This window comes from Vogesella perlucida (assembly GCF_979366545.1).
Genome location: NZ_CEETRO010000003.1, coordinates 330,540 through 349,829, shown reverse-complemented (window position 1 = coordinate 349,829; position 19,290 = coordinate 330,540). Strand labels below are relative to the sequence as shown.

General features: G+C 62.8%; 17 protein-coding genes. 9 read left to right on the top strand and 8 right to left on the bottom strand.

The window, feature by feature from the left end:
- The first annotated feature begins 10 nt into the window (after positions 1 to 10).
- The 4 genes from ACZ9XP_RS06480 (at position 11) to holA (ending at position 4,745) form a co-directional block, all read left to right on the top strand.
- Positions 11 to 400, top strand: coding sequence for a hypothetical protein (locus tag ACZ9XP_RS06480; protein ID WP_147688246.1), 390 nt, complete (start codon positions 11 to 13; stop codon positions 398 to 400).
- A 124-nt stretch (positions 401 to 524) separates the two neighbouring features.
- On the top strand, positions 525 to 3,140 hold the full coding sequence (gene leuS, locus ACZ9XP_RS06475) for a leucine--tRNA ligase (protein WP_465188172.1): 2,616 nt from the start codon (positions 525 to 527) through the stop codon (positions 3,138 to 3,140).
- 83 nt (positions 3,141 to 3,223) lie between these two features.
- Entirely contained in the window at positions 3,224 to 3,751 is a 528-nt protein-coding gene (locus tag ACZ9XP_RS06470; RefSeq protein WP_147688244.1) for an LPS assembly lipoprotein LptE, read from the top strand.
- Positions 3,732 to 4,745 carry a DNA polymerase III subunit delta gene (gene holA, locus ACZ9XP_RS06465; RefSeq protein ID WP_147688243.1) on the top strand — a complete coding sequence of 338 codons (1,014 nt, stop codon included), beginning with the start codon at positions 3,732 to 3,734 and terminating at the stop codon, positions 4,743 to 4,745. The genes ACZ9XP_RS06470 and holA overlap by 20 nt, the downstream gene beginning before the upstream one ends.
- Before the next feature lie 66 nt (positions 4,746 to 4,811).
- Here the strand turns inward: holA and ACZ9XP_RS06460 are convergent, their stop codons facing one another.
- The 8 genes from ACZ9XP_RS06460 to ACZ9XP_RS06425 form a co-directional block, all read right to left on the bottom strand.
- Positions 4,812 to 5,528 carry a lytic transglycosylase domain-containing protein gene (locus tag ACZ9XP_RS06460; RefSeq protein WP_147688242.1) on the bottom strand — a complete coding sequence of 239 codons (717 nt, stop codon included), beginning with the start codon at positions 5,526 to 5,528 and terminating at the stop codon, positions 4,812 to 4,814.
- A gap of 231 nt (positions 5,529 to 5,759) precedes the next feature.
- Positions 5,760 to 6,272 (bottom strand): YcnI family protein, encoded by a 513-nt coding sequence (locus ACZ9XP_RS06455; protein ID WP_147688241.1) that lies wholly within the window; start codon positions 6,270 to 6,272, stop codon positions 5,760 to 5,762.
- Between the two features lie 91 nt (positions 6,273 to 6,363).
- The gene (gene rlmH / locus ACZ9XP_RS06450; protein WP_147688240.1) at positions 6,364 to 6,834 is read right to left on the bottom strand and encodes a 23S rRNA (pseudouridine(1915)-N(3))-methyltransferase RlmH; all 471 of its coding nucleotides are present in this window, start codon (positions 6,832 to 6,834) and stop codon (positions 6,364 to 6,366) included.
- 73 nt (positions 6,835 to 6,907) lie between these two features.
- On the bottom strand, positions 6,908 to 7,279 hold the full coding sequence (rsfS, locus tag ACZ9XP_RS06445; protein ID WP_147688239.1) for a ribosome silencing factor: 372 nt from the start codon (positions 7,277 to 7,279) through the stop codon (positions 6,908 to 6,910).
- Positions 7,280 to 7,401: 122 nt separating this feature from the next.
- On the bottom strand, positions 7,402 to 8,061 hold the full coding sequence (gene nadD, locus ACZ9XP_RS06440) for a nicotinate-nucleotide adenylyltransferase (RefSeq protein ID WP_147688238.1): 660 nt from the start codon (positions 8,059 to 8,061) through the stop codon (positions 7,402 to 7,404).
- Positions 8,045 to 8,608, bottom strand: a complete 564-nt coding sequence (locus ACZ9XP_RS06435; RefSeq protein WP_147688237.1) for a beta-class carbonic anhydrase — start codon at positions 8,606 to 8,608, stop codon at positions 8,045 to 8,047. Before ACZ9XP_RS06435 ends, nadD begins: the two co-directional genes overlap by 17 nt.
- A gap of 197 nt (positions 8,609 to 8,805) precedes the next feature.
- A complete protein-coding gene (locus tag ACZ9XP_RS06430; RefSeq protein ID WP_147688236.1) occupies positions 8,806 to 9,243 on the bottom strand; it encodes a GNAT family N-acetyltransferase in 438 nt (145 codons plus the stop codon).
- The gene (locus tag ACZ9XP_RS06425) at positions 9,237 to 10,229 is read right to left on the bottom strand and encodes a DUF2804 domain-containing protein (RefSeq protein ID WP_147688235.1); all 993 of its coding nucleotides are present in this window, start codon (positions 10,227 to 10,229) and stop codon (positions 9,237 to 9,239) included. The genes ACZ9XP_RS06430 and ACZ9XP_RS06425 overlap by 7 nt, the downstream gene beginning before the upstream one ends.
- Positions 10,230 to 10,626: 397 nt before the next feature.
- Here ACZ9XP_RS06425 and ACZ9XP_RS06420 point away from each other — a divergent pair, with 397 nt between their 5' ends.
- The 5 genes from ACZ9XP_RS06420 (at position 10,627) to lpdA (ending at position 19,191) form a co-directional block, all read left to right on the top strand.
- Entirely contained in the window at positions 10,627 to 10,965 is a 339-nt protein-coding gene (locus ACZ9XP_RS06420) for an ArsR/SmtB family transcription factor (RefSeq protein WP_147688234.1), read from the top strand.
- A 116-nt stretch (positions 10,966 to 11,081) separates the two neighbouring features.
- Positions 11,082 to 12,521 (top strand): M48 family metalloprotease, encoded by a 1,440-nt coding sequence (locus tag ACZ9XP_RS06415; RefSeq protein ID WP_147688233.1) that lies wholly within the window; start codon positions 11,082 to 11,084, stop codon positions 12,519 to 12,521.
- 379 nt (positions 12,522 to 12,900) lie between these two features.
- The gene (gene aceE / locus ACZ9XP_RS06410) at positions 12,901 to 15,564 is read left to right on the top strand and encodes a pyruvate dehydrogenase (acetyl-transferring), homodimeric type (protein ID WP_147688232.1); all 2,664 of its coding nucleotides are present in this window, start codon (positions 12,901 to 12,903) and stop codon (positions 15,562 to 15,564) included.
- 111 nt (positions 15,565 to 15,675) lie between these two features.
- A complete protein-coding gene (gene aceF / locus ACZ9XP_RS06405) occupies positions 15,676 to 17,340 on the top strand; it encodes a dihydrolipoyllysine-residue acetyltransferase (protein WP_147688231.1) in 1,665 nt (554 codons plus the stop codon).
- 57 nt (positions 17,341 to 17,397) lie between these two features.
- Positions 17,398 to 19,191: a dihydrolipoyl dehydrogenase gene (lpdA, locus tag ACZ9XP_RS06400; RefSeq protein WP_147688230.1), complete on the top strand. Its 1,794-nt coding sequence runs from the start codon at positions 17,398 to 17,400 to the stop codon at positions 19,189 to 19,191.
- Positions 19,192 to 19,290: the final 99 nt, after the last annotated feature.

Below are 19,290 nucleotides of genomic sequence, written 5' to 3'. Positions count from 1 at the left end.
AGGACATACGATGAAGCGCATGTTGACCGCGTGGCTGCTGGCAGGGTTGGCCGCAGGGGCGGCCAGTACCGCCGCCGCCGAAAACGGCCCGCTGTACACCGGCCAGCCGGGTGAGCTGCCGGTACAGGTGGCCATGGCCTATCTGGCGCCGGATATGGGGCGCGATGGCCAGTTCGAGTACGCCCGCCTGCGCATCAGCCAGCGCAGCCAGCCGGAATCGTTCGACCGCGTCAGCGTCAGCATCCAGCAGGATGGCTTGCTGGACGACAGCATACGCGCGCGGCGCTGGTCGCTGCAGCTGATCCGCGGTGCCGACAGCCGCTGGTACATTACCCGCCAGCTGGCCGAGCAGCGCTGTTATCGCGGGCCGCAAGGCTGGCAGCGCAAGCCCTGCCCCTGAACGCGCCCTGTGCGTCGGCCGGTCTTTTTCGCCAGGCTGCCAGCTGCCGTGTAGGCACTGGCAGCCTGCGTCGTTATAATGTCCCGATTGAATTTTCACGCTTTTTTGCGCCAAGAGATCCCCAATGCAAGAACAATACAGCCCGCGCGAGCTTGAAGCCGCCGCCCAGCAGAAATGGCAAAAAACCGCGGCCTTCAAGGCCGTGGAAGACAGCACCCGCCCCAAGTACTACGCCTTGTCGATGTTCCCGTACCCCTCCGGCAAGCTGCACATGGGCCATGTGCGTAACTACACCATTACCGACGTGCTGGCCCGCTTCAAACGCGCGCAAGGCTTCAATGTGCTGCAGCCCATGGGCTGGGATGCTTTTGGCCTGCCGGCAGAAAACGCCGCCATGAAAAACGGTGGCGCACCGGCCGCGTGGACCTACGCCAATATCGACTACATGAAAAAGCAGCTGGACAGCCTGGGCTTTGCCTTGGACTGGGAGCGCGAGCTGGCTACCTGCAAGCCCGACTACTACCGCTGGGAGCAATGGCTGTTCACCCGCCTGTTCGAGAAGGGCATCATCTACAAGAAAAACGGCGTGGTGAACTGGGACCCGGTAGACCAGACCGTACTGGCCAACGAGCAGGTCGTAGATGGCCGTGGCTGGCGCTCTGGCGCGCTGGTGGAAAAGCGCGAAATACCGATGTATTACTTCGCCATCACTAAGTACGCTGACGAGCTGCTGAACGACCTGGACAAGCTGGACGGCTGGCCAGAGCAGGTAAAAACCATGCAGCGCAACTGGATCGGCAAGAGCTTCGGCTCCGACGTGTCCTTTGCCTACGATGTAGACAGCATCGGCCACGCCGGCGAGATGAAGGTGTACACCACCCGCCCGGATACGCTGATGGGTGCCACCTACGTGGCAGTGGCTGCCGAGCACCCGCTGGCCACCCAGGCCGCTGCGGCCAACCCTGCGCTGCAGGCGTTTATCGCCGAATGCAAAGCCGGCTCCGTGGCCGAGGCTGACGTTGCCAAGATGGAAAAGAAAGGCGTGGACACCGGTCTGTTCGTGGTGCACCCGCTGACCGGCGCCAAGCTGCCGGTATGGATTGCCAACTACGTGCTGTGGGGCTACGGCGAAGGCGCCGTGATGGCCGTACCGGCGCACGACGAGCGCGACTTCGAGTTTGCCAACAAGTACAGCCTGCCGATTACCCAGGTGTACGCCCCGGCTGCAGGCGAAGACAACTTCGACGCCACTACCTGGCAAGACTGGTACGGTGCCAAGGAAGGCCTGATCACCCGCAATAGCGGCAAGTACGACGGCCTGGCCTTCAGCGCAGCCTTCGATGCCATCGTGGCCGACCTGGAGGCCAAAGCCGCCGGCGCCAAGAAAACCCAGTACCGCCTGCGTGACTGGGGTATCAGCCGCCAGCGCTACTGGGGCTGCCCGATTCCTATCATCCACTGCCCATGCTGCGGTGACGTGCCGGTGCCGGAAAAAGACCTGCCGGTCGTGCTGCCGGAGGACGTGATCCCCGATGGCGCCGGTAGCCCGCTGGCCAAGATGCCGGCCTTCTACGAAACCACCTGCCCCAAGTGTGGTGGCGAAGCCCGTCGCGAAACCGACACCATGGACACCTTCGTGGAGTCCAGCTGGTACTACGCCCGCTACGCCAGCCCGCAGTGCGACACCGCCATGCTGGACAAAGCTGCGGCCAACTACTGGCTGCAGGTAGACCAGTACGTGGGCGGTATCGAACACGCCATCCTGCACCTGCTGTACGCGCGCTTCTTCCACAAGCTGATGCGCGACGAAGGCCTGGTAGACAGCGACGAGCCGTTCAAGAGCCTGCTGACCCAGGGCATGGTGATCTGCGAAACCTTCTACCGCGACCTGCCTAACGGCAGCAAAGACTGGATCGCGCCGCAAGACGTGGTACTGGAACGCGACGCCAAGGGCAAGATCGTTGGCGCGACTCACCGCGTAGACGGCCAGCCGGTAGTGGTAGGCGGCGTAGAGAAGATGTCCAAGTCCAAGAACAACGGCGTGGACCCGCAGGAATTCATCGAAAACTACGGCGCCGACACCGCGCGCCTGTTCATGATGTTTGCTGCCCCGCCAGAGCAGAGCCTGGAATGGTCCGACGCGGGTGTGGAAGGCGCGTTCCGCTTCCTGAAGCGTCTGTGGAAGCTGAGCCGCGAACACGTAGCCGCCGGCATCACCGCCCCGTACAGCGCGGGCGAGCTGAACGCCAGCCAGAAAGAGCTGCGCTTCAAGCTGCACAGCACCATCCAGAAAGTGGCCGACGACTACGGCCGCCGCCTGCAGTTCAACACCGCCATCGCCGCCGTGATGGAACTGCTGAACACCTACGACAAGGCCGATACCAGCGGTGACGTTGGCCGCGCCGTGGCGCAGGAAGTGTTGGAAGCCGCTACCATCCTGCTGTCGCCTATCGTGCCGCACATCACCGACGCCATCTGGAGCGCCTTGAAGCCGGGGACCGAGCTGCTGGCCCAGGCCTGGCCGCAGGTAGACGAGAGCGCGCTGGTGAAAAGCGAGATCGAGCTGATGGTGCAGGTATGCGGCAAGCTGCGTGGTAGCGTGACCGTGGCTGCCGATGCCGGCAAAGACGTGATCGAAGCCGCCGCGCTGGCACACGAAAACGTGATCAAGTTCATGGAAGGCAAGCCGGCCAAGAAGATCATCGTGGTGCCTGGCCGCCTGGTCAACATCGTGGTTTAAACCCGTACCCTGGCCCCGGCATACCTTGCCGGGGCGGGTACACGGCGCGGCCTGGCCCGCGCCGTTTTTATCGGTAACACGCCATGAAGCGAACCCTGCATAGTGTCGTTCTGGCCTTGAGTGTCAGCTTGCTGGCCGGCTGCGGTTTTCACCTGCGCGGGCTGTCTGCCCCGCTTGCGCCGCTGTCATTCAGCAGCCTGAGCCTGCAAAGTACCGGCTCGCTGGACGAGGCCCTGCGTCTGGCATTGCAGCGCGACGGCCGTCTGACCCTGACAAGCAGCCAGGCCCAGGCCACGCTGCGTGTGGTGGGCGAAGAAAGCCGCAAGGACATTCTTACCATCAACCGGGGTGGCAAGGTCAACGAGTACCTGCTGATTTATCGTGTGGACGCCGCCGTACAGCGCCTGTCCGACGATACTGCGCTGCCCATGTCGGTGGTGGTGCGCCGCGAGCTGAGCTATAGCGATGCCGCCGTGCTGGGTAAAGAGCGCGAAGAAGCCCTGCTGTGGGCCGATATGCGCCGCGACGCTGCCGAACAGCTGGTGCGCCGCCTGTCTTATCTGCCGGCGGTTACGCCTGCCAAGCCTGCCAATGCCAGCACTCAGCCCTGACGCCCTGAAAGACCAGCTGGCGCGCAGCCCGCTGGCGCCACTGTACGTGGTGTATGGCGAGGAGGCGCTGCTGGCGCTGGAAGCCGCCGACAGCCTGCGGGCCAGTGCCCGCCGGGCCGGCTATCTGGAGCGCGACGTGCTGACGGTGGAAGGCGGCCATTTTGACTGGTCGCGCCTGCGCGATGCCATGAGCAGCGTGTCCCTGTTTGCCAGCCTGAAGCTGCTGGAAATCCGCATCCCCGGCGGCAAGCCGGGCGTGGACGGTGCCGAGGCACTGCAACAGTTGGCCGCTAATCCGCCGCAGGACACCATCACGCTGATCCAGCTGCCCAAGCTGGATAAAACCCAGCAAAAAGCCAAATGGTTTGTAGCGCTGGAAAAGCACGCCGTACTGGTAGAAGCCCGCCCGGTAAACCGTAACGATCTGCCCGCATGGATCAGCCGCCGCCTGAAAGCCCAGGGCCAGAGCGTGGCGTATGATAGCGCAGCATTTTTTGCCGACCGCGTAGAGGGCAACCTGCTGGCGGCCAAGCAGGAAATCGACAAGCTGGCCCTGCTGTACCCCAAGGGCGAGCTGAGCCTGGCCGATATCCGCGATGCGGTGGCCAATGTGGCGCGCTTTGACGTATTCCACCTGTCCGAAAGCTGGCTGGCAGGCGACGCCGCCCGCGCGACGCGCATGTTGGACGGGCTGGAAGCCGAGGGCGAGGCCCCGGTGCTGGTGTTGTGGTCGTTTACCGAAGACGTGCGCATGCTGATCAAGCTGGGGCGGGGCCTGAAAGAGGGCCGCCAGGTGCGCGACATGGCCGGCGAGCTGCGCCTGTGGGGCGACAAGCAAAAACTGGCCGCACCGGCCGTGCAGCGCATCGGGCCGCGCCGTCTGACCGATGCGCTGGCTACCTGCGCTCGTATCGACCGTCAGATAAAAGGGGTAGAGCAGGGCGACGCCTGGCATAGCCTGAAAAGGTTGGCCGCGAGCCTGGCGGCACGCTAGGGCATCAAATGAAAAAAAGCCGGATCTTGCGATCCGGCTTTTTTGTTGCGCAGGGCGCAAGCGGTTTTACAGCGGGGTATCCGCCGGGAAGGTCACGCGTACCCGGCCACCCACGGTGGCTGCCGCAGGCAGCAGGCTCTGGCCTGTGCGCTTCTCGTAGGAAGCCAGTACCTTGGCCACGTACATCCGGGTTTCCGGGTACGGCGGGATACTGTTGCGGTACTTGCTGACACTGCCCTCGCCAGCATTGTAGGCGGCGATCACCAGGGGCATATCGTGTTTGAACGCTGTCAGCAGGAAGCGCACATAGCGTGCACCGGCTCGCAGGTTTTCCAGCGGGTCTGCCGGGTTGCTGGCACCAAAACGGGCAGCCGTTTGCGGCATCAGCTGCATCAGGCCTTGTGCGCCTTTGGGCGACAGGGCTTCCGGGTCGTAGCCGGATTCCACCGCAATGATGGCGTGCAGCAGCTGGGGATCGACTTTTTGCTCGCGGGCAACTTTTGCGATCAGTTTGTTGAAAGTGGCAGCCTGGCGCGCATCGTAGGATGGCGCTTTTACTACCGGGATATCGAGCGCTTTGATGGCTTTGACGGCCGGGGGCTTACGGAAAGGCGGTACTGCCTCCGGGTTTAGCTTGGTACCCAAGCCCGGCGCAATGGCGTCATCCAGCTCGCGGTAAAGGCCTAAAGCATGATCGGTTTGGATATCACTCCAGCTGTCGGCCCAAGCCGCAGGCAGGGTGGCAAAGGCGATCAGCCCGGCCAGTATCGGTCGTATAGTCATGAGTAAAGAACCAATGCCCTTGCGGGCGGAACATGCATGGTACTGATTCTCTTGAATAATTTCCAGTTTTTGCGTGAATTTATCAAAGCCGGGTGTGTACTACAGGGTGATTCTTATGGCTTAACGCTTGCTATAGCTGGCTTTGCGGGGTGTTGGGCCAGCAAAATTTTTTTGCCTAAAAAAAAGGCAAAAGGGTGCCGCAGCACCCTTTTTGGCCCAGATCAGACTGGCTTAGTGGCTATGTACCGGGCTGGCTGGCGGGGTCAGTTTTACCCCGGTAGCCGGCTTGGCTGGCTTGCTGTCGGCTACAGGAATCTCGTCCCAGCGGGTTTCACCGCGCACGCATTTTTGTACCACTTTAAACCAGGCAGTTTCGCCAGCCTGCGCAGGCAGGGTGCCGCGGAAGACGAACTCGTCATAGAAATCGTCGGGCAGGTTGCCGCCACGCCATTCGATTTCGCTCACGTCCTCGCGCACGGTGGTGCCGTGGTTATCGAACGGCACGACGGCTTTTTTCACGGTAGACAGCTGCCAGCCTGCTTTGGGCATAGGTTTGGCCAGGCGGAAACCTTCCGGTAGCAGTACACGCACGCTGGTGGTGGGGCTGCCATCGCAGCCATGCGGTACGCGCAGGACGGCTTTGTAGCCGCTGCCAGCAACCGCCTGCTGGGTTTCCAGGGTGACGTGAGCCAGGGCGGGCAGGGTAGTCAGCGCAACGGCGGCGCTCAACAGCAGGGCTTTCATGACGTATGCTCCAGACGGGAAGGAATGGGCAGCAGTCTAGAAGGCGGCACGCTGTAAAACCATGCGGCAAATTGTCGCAGCGCGCGCTCTGCTATTCGCGGTGGTAAGGGTGGTTATTCAGGATGGAATACGCCCGATACAGCTGCTCGGCCAGCAGCACACGCACCATGCCGTGTGGCAGGGTCATGGCCGATAGCTGCAGCATGATGTCGGCGCGGGCTTTCAGCGGCTGCGACAGGCCGTCTGCCCCGCCGATGACGATACAGATGTCGTCGCCGCCGGCCATCCAGTCTTTCATGGCGCCAGCCAGCTGTACCGAGGTCCAGTTTTTGCCGCGCTCATCCAGGATGACCAGCTTGCTGCGCGGCGGTATGGCCGCCACGATACGCTCGTGTTCGGCGGCAATGCCTTTTTCGGCGGTGACGCCGCCGCCGCGTTTTTCCGGTTTGATTTCTTTGAGCTCGAACTGGATGTCGCGGCCAAAGCGCTTGGCGTAGTCGCCAAAGGCGTCGTCTACCCAGCGCGGCATCTTGCTGCCCACGGCTAGCAGGGTGATTTTCATGGGTGCGTCCCCAAAAAGGTTGGCCGCAGCGCCTTGCGGGGCTGCGGCCAACGGTTTACTGCACGGGCCTAGCTTAGACGGCAGCGTTCCATGGGCGGCCGCCTACCGGCACGAAGGATGGCTTTTCGCCGCCCCACAGTGCTTCGATATCGTAGTAGTCGCGTACGGCAGGCAGCATCACGTGGATCACCACGTCGCCGGCGTCTACCAGTACCCATTCGCCGCTTTCGTGGCCTTCGGTGCCCACCAGCTCGATGCCTTTTTCTTTCAGGGTCACGGCGACGTTATTGGCCAGGGCTTTGACCTGACGGTTGGAATCGCCGGTGCACACGATCAGGCGTGCAAACAGCGAGGTCAGCTGGGTGGTGTCCAGCTCGACGATATCTTTGCCTTTTACGTCTTCCAGGGCTTCTACAGCCAGCTTGGCGATGTCTTGAACTTGCATGGTATTCCTTGAGTAGTGTGTCGGGGACGTAATGTCACGTCAGCGTCCGGTGCCAACAGAGGTCCCGTAAAGAGCAAACGGCCGCGGGACGGCGGCACGTGCAATCAATAGCCTGCCACCGTCTACCGGTATAGCTGGTGCTGGCGGATATAGGCCAGTACCGGCTTGGCAATCAGCCCGCTGCAGTCGCTGCCACTGGCGAGACGGGCTCGCAGTTCGGTGGCAGAGAGGGGGACGGGTGGCAAGGTCAGGGCGCGGATTGTACCGGAAGGCGCGCTGTTTGAAAAATCAGATACTTGCGCGGCCTGCCACAGGCTGGCGATATCGGGGTGCAGGCGGCCAGGGTCAAAGCCCGGGCGGACGGCTACGGCCAGGCTGGCGAGCTGCAGCAGCTCGCGCCAGCGGTGCCAGGTGTGCAGTTTTTCCAGCGAATCGCCGCCTACCAGAAACCACAGCGAGCACGCGGCGGGCAGCTCGGCGCGGATTTCTTCCAGCGTTTCAATGGTATAGGCGTGGCGGGCGCGCTGTACTTCGCGGCCATCGGCCAGCCAGCCGGGCCGGCCGGCAATGGCCAGCTGCACCATGGCCAGGCGCTGGATGGCGCTGGCGGCGGGGCCTTGCTGGCGGTGGTAGGGCTGGCCGGCGGGGATCAGGTGCAGGCGCGTGAGCGCGCATTGCTGCCAGAACGCGTCGGCCATACGCAGGTGCGCTGCGTGGATGGGGTCGAAGGTGCCGCCAAACACGCCCACGCAGCACGGCGGGTGCTCAGTTGGCGTAGCCATCCACGATCAGGTCGAGCTGGCCGGTGGCAGGGTGAATCACCAGGCCGTGTACCGGGATGTCTTTGGGCATTAGCGGATGGTTGCGAATGGTGTGCACGGTGTGGCGCACGCTGTCGTGCACATTGTCAAAACCCTTCAGCCAGGCGTCCAGGTCGATGCCGGCGCCGCGCAGGGTGGTGATGGTGTCGGCGCTGACGCCGCGCTCCTGGGCATTGGCCAGAATGCGGGCGGGGTCGATGGCACGCATGCCGCAGTCGTGGTGGGCTACTACGCAGATTTCTTCAGCACGCAGCTCGTATACCGCTACCAGCAGGCTGCGCATCACCGAGCCCCACTGGTGGGTAACCAAGGCGCCTGCGTTTTTGATCAGTTTGGCGTCACCGTTTTTCAGGCCCATGGCCTTGGGCAGTAGCTCTACCAGGCGTGCGTCCATACAGGCCAGCACAGCCAGGTTTTTATCGGGGAATTTATCGGTTTCGAATTGTTCGTACTCGCGCGCTTCAACGAAGGCACGGTTGTGCTCCAGCAGGCTATTCAGCAGTCCCATCGGGGTCTCCAGTGTGACAGCCACCGGGGCAGGCGCGGGGCGGGCGACGCCGGGTGGCTGGCTTGGTTCGCGCCACGGCCAGCAGGTGGGTGGCCGTGTTGCAGCACGTGGCAGGCCGCGGATGGCGGCTGCCGCTACGGGATGTTGGTATGTTTGCTCTATATATGGCGGGCGTCATGCTACCACGACGTGGCACTTCATGCTGCCAGCGCCTTGCGCAGGCATAGCTGGCGCTTGGCCACCTGGTAGCCCTGGCGCTGGTAGAAGCGGTGTGCTGCGGTGCGGTGTTCCTGGCTGCGCACGGTGATCTGTGCCACGCCTTGCTGGCGCGCCCAGGTTTCGGTGGCGGTGAGCAGCAGGGCGCCGATACCTTGGCCGCGTACCCGCTCGGCCACCACCAGGCCGCCGATTTCCAGTGCCGGGTCAGATTCCAGCAGCGGGCGGATGTAGCCGTGTATCCAGCCGCATAGGCCGCTGGCGTTTTCGGCGACCAGCAGCACATGGGTGGCCGGCTGCGACAGCAGTGCGGCCAACCTGGGGGCCAGCTGCTCGGCGCTGGCGGGGTAGCCCAGCTCGCTACATAGCGGGGCGAGGGCGGCGCTGTCGTCGGGGCGGGCGGGGCGCAGGCTTACCATTTGGCGTAGTGGTCTTCGGTCACGCCCACCAGCTGGCTTACCGGGTGGGTGCGGCCGCTGTCGGGGTGGATGAGGGTGCCTGTAAACGTGCCGATGGGCTGGATATAACGGCTGGCGGCAATGAACAGGTCTTTGTTTTCGCCGCGTGCGCCCTCGGGGTAGAACTGCAGGTCTACCGCACCATCATCGGTGTGGATGTGCCAGGGGGTCAGCGGGTTGGCCGCATCGTAGCGGAAGTGAGCAGGGCCGACAGCCAGCAGCTCGCCATCCAGCCAGATCGCGTTTTCCGCGTCGCCCATATAGCCGGCTTGCAGGTTGAAGCCTAGCGCGGGGCTGTGCGCGCTGGCCCAGCGCCAGCTGGTTTCGCGCGCCAGCAGGCCATTGGAGGCATCTAGGCTGGCGATGGCACCGTCCAGAGACAAGCGCTGGCCGGCGCATTCGGCAAAACCGCTTACCGCCAGGGCACTGCTTTTATGGGTGGCGTGTGCCTGCCAGTTGGCCGGGGCGATCACGGCCAGGGTTTGTTCTGGCATGGGCAGCGCAATATGTGCGGCCAACTTTAGTGCATCGGTATTGATGGTGAGCTCGATGCGGTTGTCTGCGCGGCGAAAGGCGATACGCTGTTTACCGCGCTGGAAGGTGGCGTCGCCAAAGGCGCGGTTTTCGATCTGCGTGGCCAGCAGTGGCAGACCATCCGCGCTAAAGCTGGCCAGCAGGGTACGCTGGCGGCGGTCAAACACGTAGGCAAAGGCGCTACTGATCCAACCCACATCCACCACGGCGACACCAATAAAGTAATGCTCGTGGGCCAGCGCCGCGTATTGCCAGCGCTTGTGGTGCAGCGGGCGCAGCAGTTGCCTGATGGCCGGCATGCGCAGGGCGTGCCAGGAAAGCTGGGCGACAACGCCCCGATAGCTGCCAAAGGCGGGTATGCCACGTTCGTGTACCAGGCGTGCCGGTGCCGGGGGGAGTGAGCTGGTTGCCATCAGGCCGGGGCGGACTGCCGCCCATGTGTAAAAGGACACTCGAGTCTAGCGCACATTGCCCCTGCTGCACACGATGCCTGCATGTTGGCTGCCAAAGCATGCACGATGGCAGCAATAGCTGGCGCGGAGAGGGCGGGCGTGTTGCCGCCTTGCGACACCGGGCCTGACCGCAGGCGCAGGTGTGCGCTGGTGTAGCGTGAAAGCCAGGTGCGGGGCTTTGCCATAATTTGTTACATTGTGCCTGGCGCTACCGGTGAACAGCAGGGCAGCCTGGGTGCCCGGGCACGCTGGTAAGCAGCAAGATGGTGTTTGGCAGGATGCCTGTTTTACACTATCAATAAATACATAATATTTGTGCTCTGCCAAAGCATGCAAAACACACATAGAGGGTCATTACATGGATTTGACTGTGTTGCACGATAACGCAAACCGTGCCGCCAGCCTGCTGAAAAGCCTGGCCAATCAGGACCGGTTGCTGTTGTTGTGCCAACTGGTTGGTGGCGAGCGCACGGTGTCCGAGCTGGAAAAGCTCACTGGCATCCGCCAGCCTACCCTGTCGCAGCAACTGGGCGTGCTGCGCAATGAGTCGCTGGTCAGCACGCGGCGCGAAGGCAAATGGATTTACTACCGCGTGGCCAGCCAGGAAGCCATGGCGATTCTGGAAACCCTCTACGGCCTGTATTGTGGCGCCCAGCAAGATACCCCTGTCTGCGAGCTGCCCTCCACCGTGGCCTGATACCTGCCCTGCCCCAGCAAAACGCCAGCCCGCCAAGGCTGGCGTTTTGCTGGGGCAGGGCAGCATGTCGTGGATTCCACGTGCAACTTTCCACGCCACGGCTCTATCATAGCTGCATGACTTTGCGCCCCCGTCTTGTCGCCCTGGCGACCTCGCTGGCCCTGATCTGGCCCGCAGCCCCCACCACTGCCCATGACCTGCCCAACCTGGGGACGGTTGCCGAATCGGCCTTGCCCCAGGCCGAAGAAAACCGCATCGGCCGCGATATCCTGCGTAGCCTGCGCGACGATGGCGACGTAATAGACGATGCCGAAGTTGGCGACTACCTGGCCGACCTGGGTGGCAGCCTGGCGGCCACCGCGCAGGCCCCGTTGCTTCGCTTCAGCTTCTTTACCGTGAACGACCGCAGCATCAATGCCTTTGCCCTGCCGGGCGGGGTCATCGGCGTACACAGTGGCCTGCTGATGGTGGCGCAAAGCGAGGGCGAGGTGGCCTCGGTGCTGGCGCATGAAATCGCCCACGTCACCCAGCGCCACCTGGCGCGCATGCAGGAAAACAAAGGCAAGAACCAGCTGTGGCTGCTGGCCGCTGTACTCGCGGGGGCGTTGGCGGCATCGCGTAGCAGCAATGGCGATGCCACTTTTGGCGCATTGAATGCCGGAATCGGCCTGTCCATCAGCCAGCAGCTGGCCTATAGCCGCGATTTCGAACGCGAGGCCGACCGCTTGGGCATGCAATACCTGGCGGCCGCCGGTTTCGACCCGCGCGCCATGCCGGCGTTTTTCGAGCGCCTGCAGCAAGAGCAGCGCCATAACGATAACAATGCACTGGGTTTCCTGCGAACCCATCCCCTGACAGTAGAGCGCATCAGCGAAGGCCAGAGCCGCGCGCAAACCTACCCGGTAAAAATGCGCGCCAACAGTACCGATTTTGTCCTGATGCGTGAAAAGCTGCGCATCGCCACACTGGGGGCGCAGGACGCCCAGGCGTACTACCAGACCGCACTGGCCAGCGGCCGTTACCTGAACCGTGGCGCCGTGTTGTATGGCCAGGCCCGCGCCCTGTTGGCACAGGGGCAAACCGCCGCAGCGCAGGCGATGGTGCCGGCGCTGCGCCAGCAGCTGGGCAGCCACCCCTCGGTGCTGTTGCTGGAGGGCGATATCCAGCGTGCTGCGGCCAACCTGCCTGCCGCCATCCAGACCTACCACCAAGCCTTGCAAACCTGGCCGGCTCGCCGTGCCTTGCGCCTGGCAGAAATCGACACCCTGCTGCAGGCAGGCCGCGGCAGCGAAGCCCGCCAGGCCATAGATGCCGCCCTGTTACGCTATGGTGACGACGCCCAGCTGTGGCGCCTGTCGGCGCGCAGTTATGGCGAGGCCGACGCCTTGCGCTACCATGCGGCGCTCGGCAATGCGTTCTTTTTCGAACAAAAGTTCGATTCCGCACGCGTACAGTACCAGCTTGCCAGCCAGGCGCGTGGTGACGACTTCTATTTGCGCTCGTCTATCGAGGCCCGCTTGCGGGAGCTGGATCTCCTGCTGAAACCCACCCCTTGAGCGTGTCCGGCAGGCGTATTTCCCCTGCCATTTTTCCCTGTGGTGCGCTATACCGGGCAAAAGCCCGCCAGCTGCGCCGGACGTAGTGTTATGACAACATGACGTTGGCACATCGCAATCGCAAAAATACAACATGATGCGGCGCAATATCCCTGATTTTAAAGCTGGTTTTGAGTGAAAACCCCAATAGCCTATTCCGCCCGATCACAGGCAGGATTTACACTCTGCACCGTGTAAGAAAGTTTTCGTTTTCGCAAATTTTATTTGCGAAAATGTTCGCTTATAATCCGTGTTGAACCGAAGCGGCCCACACCCGGGCCGGAAACCACATGCAGGGCGTCGCAATAAGACGCCCCTAACAATAATGTGAGGATGTGAGATGGCAGCAATCTACCCTGACGATATCGACCCGATTGAAACCCATGAGTGGACCGATGCGCTGGAGTCCGTACTGGACAGCGATGGCGCTGAACGCGCCCATTTCCTGCTGGAAAAAATGGTTGAGCGCACCCGTCGTCGCGGCGCCCACCTGCCATTCGAAGCCACCACGGCTTATCAGAACACCATCCCGGTAGGCAAAGAGCAAAAGTCGCCGGGCAACCACGAGATGGAGCACCGCATCCGCTCGATCAACCGCTGGAACGCCATGGCCCTGGTGCTGCGTGCCGGCAAGAAAGACCTGGAGCTGGGTGGCCACATCGCCTCCTTCCAGTCGTCTGCCACCCTGTACGACGTAGGCTTCAACCACTTCTGGCGCGCTCATAACGACGAGCAAGAAGGCGATCTGGTGTACTTCCAGGGCCATATTTCCCCAGGCGTGTACGCCCGTGCCTACCTGGAAGGCCGCCTGAGCGAAGAACAGCTGGACAGCTTCCGCCAGGAAGTGGACGGCGGTGGCCTGTCGTCCTACCCGCACCCGTGGCTGATGGAAGACTTCTGGCAGTTCCCTACCGTATCGATGGGCCTCGGCCCGTTGATGGCCATCTACCAGGCACGCTTCCTGAAGTACCTGGAAAGCCGTGGCCTGGCCAAGACCCCTGGCCGTAAAGTGTGGTGCTTCTGCGGCGACGGCGAGATGGACGAGCCGGAATCCCTGGGCGCGATCGCCCTGGCCGCACGCGAAGGCCTGGACAACCTGGTATTCGTGATCAACTGCAACCTGCAGCGTCTGGACGGCCCGGTACGCGGTAACGGCAAGATCATCCAGGAACTGGAAGGCGACTTCCGCGGTTCCGGTTGGAACGTACTGAAAGTGATCTGGGGCTCGCGCTGGGACCCGCTGCTGGCCATGGACACCAAAGGCCTGCTGAAAAAACGCATGGACGAGTGCGTGGACGGCGACTACCAGACCTTCAAATCCAAAGACGGCGCCTACGTGCGCGAGCACTTCTTCGGTAAATACCCGGAGCTGCGCGAGATGGTTGCCAACATGTCGGACGAGGAGATCTTCAACCTCAACCGCGGCGGCCACGACCCGCACAAGGTGTACGCGGCGTACCACGAAGCCACCCACAATGCCAACGGCCGCCCGACCGTGATCCTGGCCAAGACCATTAAAGGTTACGGCATGGGCTCCAGCGGCGAAGCGCAAAACGTGGCGCACCAGGCCAAGAAAATGGCGCTGGAAAACCTGCGCAAGTTCCGCGACCGCTTTGGTATCCCGGTGTCCGACGAAGACCTGGAAAAAGTACCGTACTACAAGCCGGCAGAAGACAGCCCGGAAATGCAGTACATGCGCGAACGCCGCGCCGCGCTGGGTGGCTACCTGCCAGCCCGCAAACCGGTGAAAACCCCGCTGGCCGTACCAGGCCTGCACGTGTTCGACAGCCAGTTCAGCGATTCCGGCGAGCGTGAGTTCTCCACCACCATGGCGTTTGTACGTCAGCTGGGTATCCTGCTGAAAGACAAGAACATCGGTAAACAGATCGTGCCGATCGTGCCGGACGAGTCCCGCACCTTCGGTATGGAAGGCATGTTCCGCCAGTACGGCATCTGGTCTACCCAAGGCCAGAACTACGTACCGCAGGATGCCGACCAGCTGATGTTCTACAAGGAATCCAAAGATGGTCAGATGCTGCAAGAAGGCATCAACGAGCCAGGCGCGATGTCCTCGTGGATTGCGGCAGCGACCAGCTACGCCAACCACGGCATCCCGATGATTCCGTTCTACATCTACTACTCCATGTTCGGCTTCCAGCGCATTGGCGATCTGGCCTGGGCAGCGGGCGACATGCGCGCACGCGGCTTCATGCTGGGCGGCACCGCCGGTCGTACCACCCTGAACGGTGAAGGCCTGCAGCACGAAGACGGCCACAGCCACATCCAGGCTGGCCTGATCCCGAACTGCATCAGCTACGACCCGACCTTCGCTTACGAGCTGGCCGTGATCCTGCAGGATGGCCTGCGTCGCATGTATGTAGAACAGCAAGACGTGTTCTATTACATCACCCTGATGAACGAGAACTACACCCACCCGGCCATGCCGCAGGGCGCCGAAGAAGGCATCCTGAAGGGTATGTACCTGTTCAAGGACGGTGGCGACGCCGAGGTGAAAGTGCAGCTGATGGGCTCCGGCACCATCCTGCGCGAAGTCATTGCCGCCGCCGACCTGCTGCGCAACGACTTTGGCATTGCCTCCGATATCTGGAGCGTGACCTCGTTCAACGAGCTGCGTCGTGACGGTATGGAAGCCGCCCGCCACAACCTGCTGAACCCGCTGGGCGAACAGCGCCTGTCCTACGTAGAGCAGCAGCTGGCAGGCCGTAGCGGCCCGGTGGTTGCCTCTACCGACTACATCCGCAACTACGCCGACCAGATCCGCGAGTACGTACCAGGCCGCTACGTGGTACTGGGTACCGACGGTTATGGCCGCTCCGACAGCCGCGCCAAGCTGCGCGAGTTCTTCGAAGTGAACCGTTACTACGTGGTGGTAGCCGCCCTGTCGGCGCTGGCACGCGAAGGCAAGATCGACGCCGCCCGCGTACAGGAAGCCATCACCAAGTACGGCATCAACGTGAACAAGCTGCCGAGCTGGAAGGTTTAAGCCGCCTGCGGCCAACCTTGGGGACGGGCGCGCCGCACGGCGCGCCCTGCACAAGCCGAATAGTGGCAGCCGGCGTTTACCCGCCTGCTGCCCCACGATGTGGATAAAGCCATGAGCAATCTGATCGAACTGAAAGTGCCCGACATTGGCGGGCACAGCAATGTAGACGTGATCGAAGTATTCATCCAGCCAGGCCAGACCGTTGCCTTAGACGACAGCCTGATCACGCTGGAAACCGATAAAGCCACCATGGAAGTACCGGCCGAGACCGCCGGTGTGGTGAAAGAAGTGCGCGCCGTACTGGGTGGCAAGATTTCCGAAGGCGACGTGATCGCCATTATCGAAGTCGGTGCCAGCGCTGCCGCCCCGGCGCCGGCGGCTGCCGTCGCTGCGCCCGTTGCTGCTGCGCCAGCTCCGGTAGCCGCACCTGCACCCGCTGCTGCCCCGGCCGCTGCGGCCAACGTTGGCCGCAGCGAGATCCGTATTCCGGATATCGGTGGCCACAGCGGTGTGGACGTGATCGAGGTATCGGTCAAAGTGGGTGACGAGATCAAGGTGGACGACAGCCTGATCACCCTGGAAACCGACAAAGCCACCATGGAAGTGCCGGCCACTGCCGCAGGCCGCGTGGTAGAAGTGAAAGTAAAAGTAGGCGACAAGGCCAGCGAAGGCGACCTGATTGTGGTGGTAGAAGGCGTTGGCGCCGCTGCTGCCCCGGCTGCTGCCGCCCCTGCGCCCGTGGCTGCCCCGGCTCCCGCTGCCGCACCCGCCGCGGTAGCCGCCCCGGCTGCTGCACCTGTGGTGGCCCCGGTGGCTGCTGCTGTGGCTGCTGCGTTCAACGAAGCCGGTTTTGCCAAATCGCACGCTGGCCCGTCGGTACGCAAGCTGGCGCGTGAGCTGGGTGTGGACCTGTCCAAGGTGAAGGGCTCCGGCCGCAAAGGCCGTATCGTCGAAGAGGACGTGAAGGGCTTCGTGAAAGCCGTGCTGCAAAACCCGGCTGCGCTGGCACCGGCTGCTGCCGCACCGGCTGGCAGTGGCGTGGGTCTGGACCTGCTGCCGTGGCCGAAGGTGGACTTTGCCAAGTTCGGCCCGATCGAAACCAAGCCGCTGTCGCGCATCCAGAAAATCTCGGGTGCCAACCTCAGCCGCAACTGGGTGATGATCCCGCACGTAACATTCAACGACGAGTGCGACATCACCGAGCTGGAAGACTTCCGCAAGACCATCGGCAAAGAGTGGGAAAAATCCGGCCTGAAGATCAGCCCGCTGGCCTTCATCATCAAGGCCGCCGCCGAAGCGCTGAAGGCGTTCCCTGCCTTCAACAGCTCGCTGGATGGCGACAACCTGGTGCTCAAGCAGTACTACCACATCGGCTTTGCTGCCGACACGCCGAACGGCCTGGTGGTACCGGTGATCAAGAACGTGGACCAGAAGGGTATCAAGCAGATCGCCAAGGAACTCACCGAGCTGTCCGCGCTGGCGCGCGACGGCAAGCTGAAGCCTACCGACATGCAAGGCGCTACCTTCACCATCTCGTCCTTGGGCGGCATTGGCGGCACCAGCTTCACCCCGATCGTGAATGCGCCGGAAGTGGCCATCCTGGGCGTGTGCAAGTCGCAGATCAAGCCGGTATGGAACGGTAAAGAGTTCGCACCGCGCCTGATGTGCCCGCTCTCGCTGTCCTTTGACCACCGCGTGATCGACGGTGCCGCTGCGGCCCGCTTCACCGTGTACCTGGGCAAGCTGCTGTCCGACGTACGTCGCCTGATCCTGTAATCATGCCTGGCGCAGGTTGGCCGCGGCCAGCCTGCCCGCCATTGCGGATGGAAAACCATGAGCAATCTGATTGAACTGAAAGTGCCGGACATCGGCGGCCACAGCAATGTGGACGTGATCGAAGTGTTCGTGAAAGTAGGCGACACCGTTGCCAAAGACGACAGCCTGATCACGCTGGAAACCGACAAAGCCACCATGGAAGTCCCGGCCGAACAAGCCGGCGTGGTGAAAGAAGTGCGTACCGCCGTGGGCGGCAAGATCTCCGAAGGCGACGTTATTGTCGTGATCGAAGCCGCTGGCGCCGCCGCTGCGGCCAACCCTGCGCCAGCGGCCGCCCCGGCTGCTGCTGCACCCGCCGCCGCCCCCGCAGCCGCGCCGGTAGCGGCCCCGGTGGCCGCCAGCCATGGTGGCGCTGCCGACATCGAGTGCGACGTACTGGTACTGGGCGCCGGCCCTGGCGGCTACTCCGCCGCCTTCCGCGCTGCCGACCTGGGCCTGAAAGTGGTACTGGTAGAGCGCTACGCCACCCTGGGCGGCGTGTGCCTGAACGTAGGCTGCATCCCGTCCAAGGCGCTGCTGCACAACGCGGCGGTGATCGACGAGGTGAAACACCTGGCCGCCAACGGCATCAAGTTTGCCGCGCCGGAAATCGACATCGACATGCTGCGTGGCTACAAGGAAAAAGTCATCGGCAAACTCACCGGTGGCCTGGCCGGCATGGCCAAGGCACGCAAGGTGCAAGTGGTGCGCGGTGTCGGCCAGTTCCTGGACCCGTACCACCTGCAAGTGGAAACCACCGAAGGCAGCGGCCAGGACAAGACTGGTGCCAAGCAGGTGATCAAGTTCAAGAACGCCATCATCGCCGCCGGTAGCCGCGTGGTGAACCTGCCGTTCATCCCGCAAGACCCGCGCATCGTGGATTCCACCGGCGCGCTGGAGCTGAAAACCGTCCCCGGCAAGATGCTGGTGATCGGTGGCGGCATCATCGGTCTGGAAATGGGTACCGTGTATTCCACCCTGGGCGCACGCCTGGACGTGGTGGAAATGATGGACGGCCTGATGCAAGGCCCGGACCGTGATCTGGTAAAGGTATGGGAAAAGTACAACGCCCATCGCTTCGACAACATCATGACCGGCACCAAAACCGTGGCCGTGGACGCCCGTGAAGACGGCATCTACGTAACCTTTGAAGGCGCCAAAGCCCCTGCCGAGCCGCAGCGTTACGACCTGGTACTGGTGGCCGCCGGCCGTGCGCCGAACGGCAAGCTGATCGGGGCGGAAAACGCCGGTATCGCCGTGACCGACCGTGGCTTTATCGAAGTAGACAAGCAGCAGCGCACCAACGTGCCGCACATCTACGCCATCGGCGACATCGTTGGCCAGCCGATGCTGGCACACAAAGCGGTGCACGAGGCACACGTGGCAGCCGAAAACTGCGCTGGCCACAAAGCCTACTTTGACGCCCGCGTGATTCCGGGCGTGGCCTACACCGACCCGGAAGTAGCGTGGGTAGGCGTGACCGAAGAGAGCGCCAAGCGTGACGGCATCAAGATCGAAAAAGCGGTGTTCCCGTGGGCTGCCTCCGGCCGCGCCATCGCCAACGGTCGCGACGAAGGCTTCACCAAGCTGATTTTCGATGCCGAGACCCATCAGGTCATCGGCGGCGCCATCGTGGGTACCCACGCCGGCGACATGCTGGGCGAAATCTGCCTGGCGATCGAAATGGGCTGCGACGCCACCGACATCGGCAAGACCATCCATGCTCACCCGACCCTGGGCGAGAGCATCGGCATGGCCGCCGAAGTGGCACACGGCAGCTGCACCGACCTGCCGCCGCAACGCAAGAAGTAAACCCCGCGCCTGCGGCCAACGTTGGCCGCACGGCAAGGTAACAAGGGCAAGCCCGTGGGCTTGCCCTTGTTATTTTTATAACGATCTCTCACTTCAAGT

Coding starts and splice junctions, on each gene's coding strand:
- ACZ9XP_RS06480 (WP_147688246.1), top strand. CDS start 11: ATGAAGCGCATGTTGACCGCGTGGCTGCTGGCAGGGTTGGCCGCAGGG.
- leuS (WP_465188172.1), top strand. CDS start 525: ATGCAAGAACAATACAGCCCGCGCGAGCTTGAAGCCGCCGCCCAGCAG.
- ACZ9XP_RS06470 (WP_147688244.1), top strand. CDS start 3,224: ATGAAGCGAACCCTGCATAGTGTCGTTCTGGCCTTGAGTGTCAGCTTG.
- holA (WP_147688243.1), top strand. CDS start 3,732: ATGCCAGCACTCAGCCCTGACGCCCTGAAAGACCAGCTGGCGCGCAGC.
- ACZ9XP_RS06460 (WP_147688242.1), bottom strand. CDS start 5,528: ATGACTATACGACCGATACTGGCCGGGCTGATCGCCTTTGCCACCCTG.
- ACZ9XP_RS06455 (WP_147688241.1), bottom strand. CDS start 6,272: ATGAAAGCCCTGCTGTTGAGCGCCGCCGTTGCGCTGACTACCCTGCCC.
- rlmH (WP_147688240.1), bottom strand. CDS start 6,834: ATGAAAATCACCCTGCTAGCCGTGGGCAGCAAGATGCCGCGCTGGGTA.
- rsfS (WP_147688239.1), bottom strand. CDS start 7,279: ATGCAAGTTCAAGACATCGCCAAGCTGGCTGTAGAAGCCCTGGAAGAC.
- nadD (WP_147688238.1), bottom strand. CDS start 8,061: ATGGCTACGCCAACTGAGCACCCGCCGTGCTGCGTGGGCGTGTTTGGC.
- ACZ9XP_RS06435 (WP_147688237.1), bottom strand. CDS start 8,608: ATGGGACTGCTGAATAGCCTGCTGGAGCACAACCGTGCCTTCGTTGAA.
- ACZ9XP_RS06430 (WP_147688236.1), bottom strand. CDS start 9,243: ATGGTAAGCCTGCGCCCCGCCCGCCCCGACGACAGCGCCGCCCTCGCC.
- ACZ9XP_RS06425 (WP_147688235.1), bottom strand. CDS start 10,229: ATGGCAACCAGCTCACTCCCCCCGGCACCGGCACGCCTGGTACACGAA.
- ACZ9XP_RS06420 (WP_147688234.1), top strand. CDS start 10,627: ATGGATTTGACTGTGTTGCACGATAACGCAAACCGTGCCGCCAGCCTG.
- ACZ9XP_RS06415 (WP_147688233.1), top strand. CDS start 11,082: ATGACTTTGCGCCCCCGTCTTGTCGCCCTGGCGACCTCGCTGGCCCTG.
- aceE (WP_147688232.1), top strand. CDS start 12,901: ATGGCAGCAATCTACCCTGACGATATCGACCCGATTGAAACCCATGAG.
- aceF (WP_147688231.1), top strand. CDS start 15,676: ATGAGCAATCTGATCGAACTGAAAGTGCCCGACATTGGCGGGCACAGC.
- lpdA (WP_147688230.1), top strand. CDS start 17,398: ATGAGCAATCTGATTGAACTGAAAGTGCCGGACATCGGCGGCCACAGC.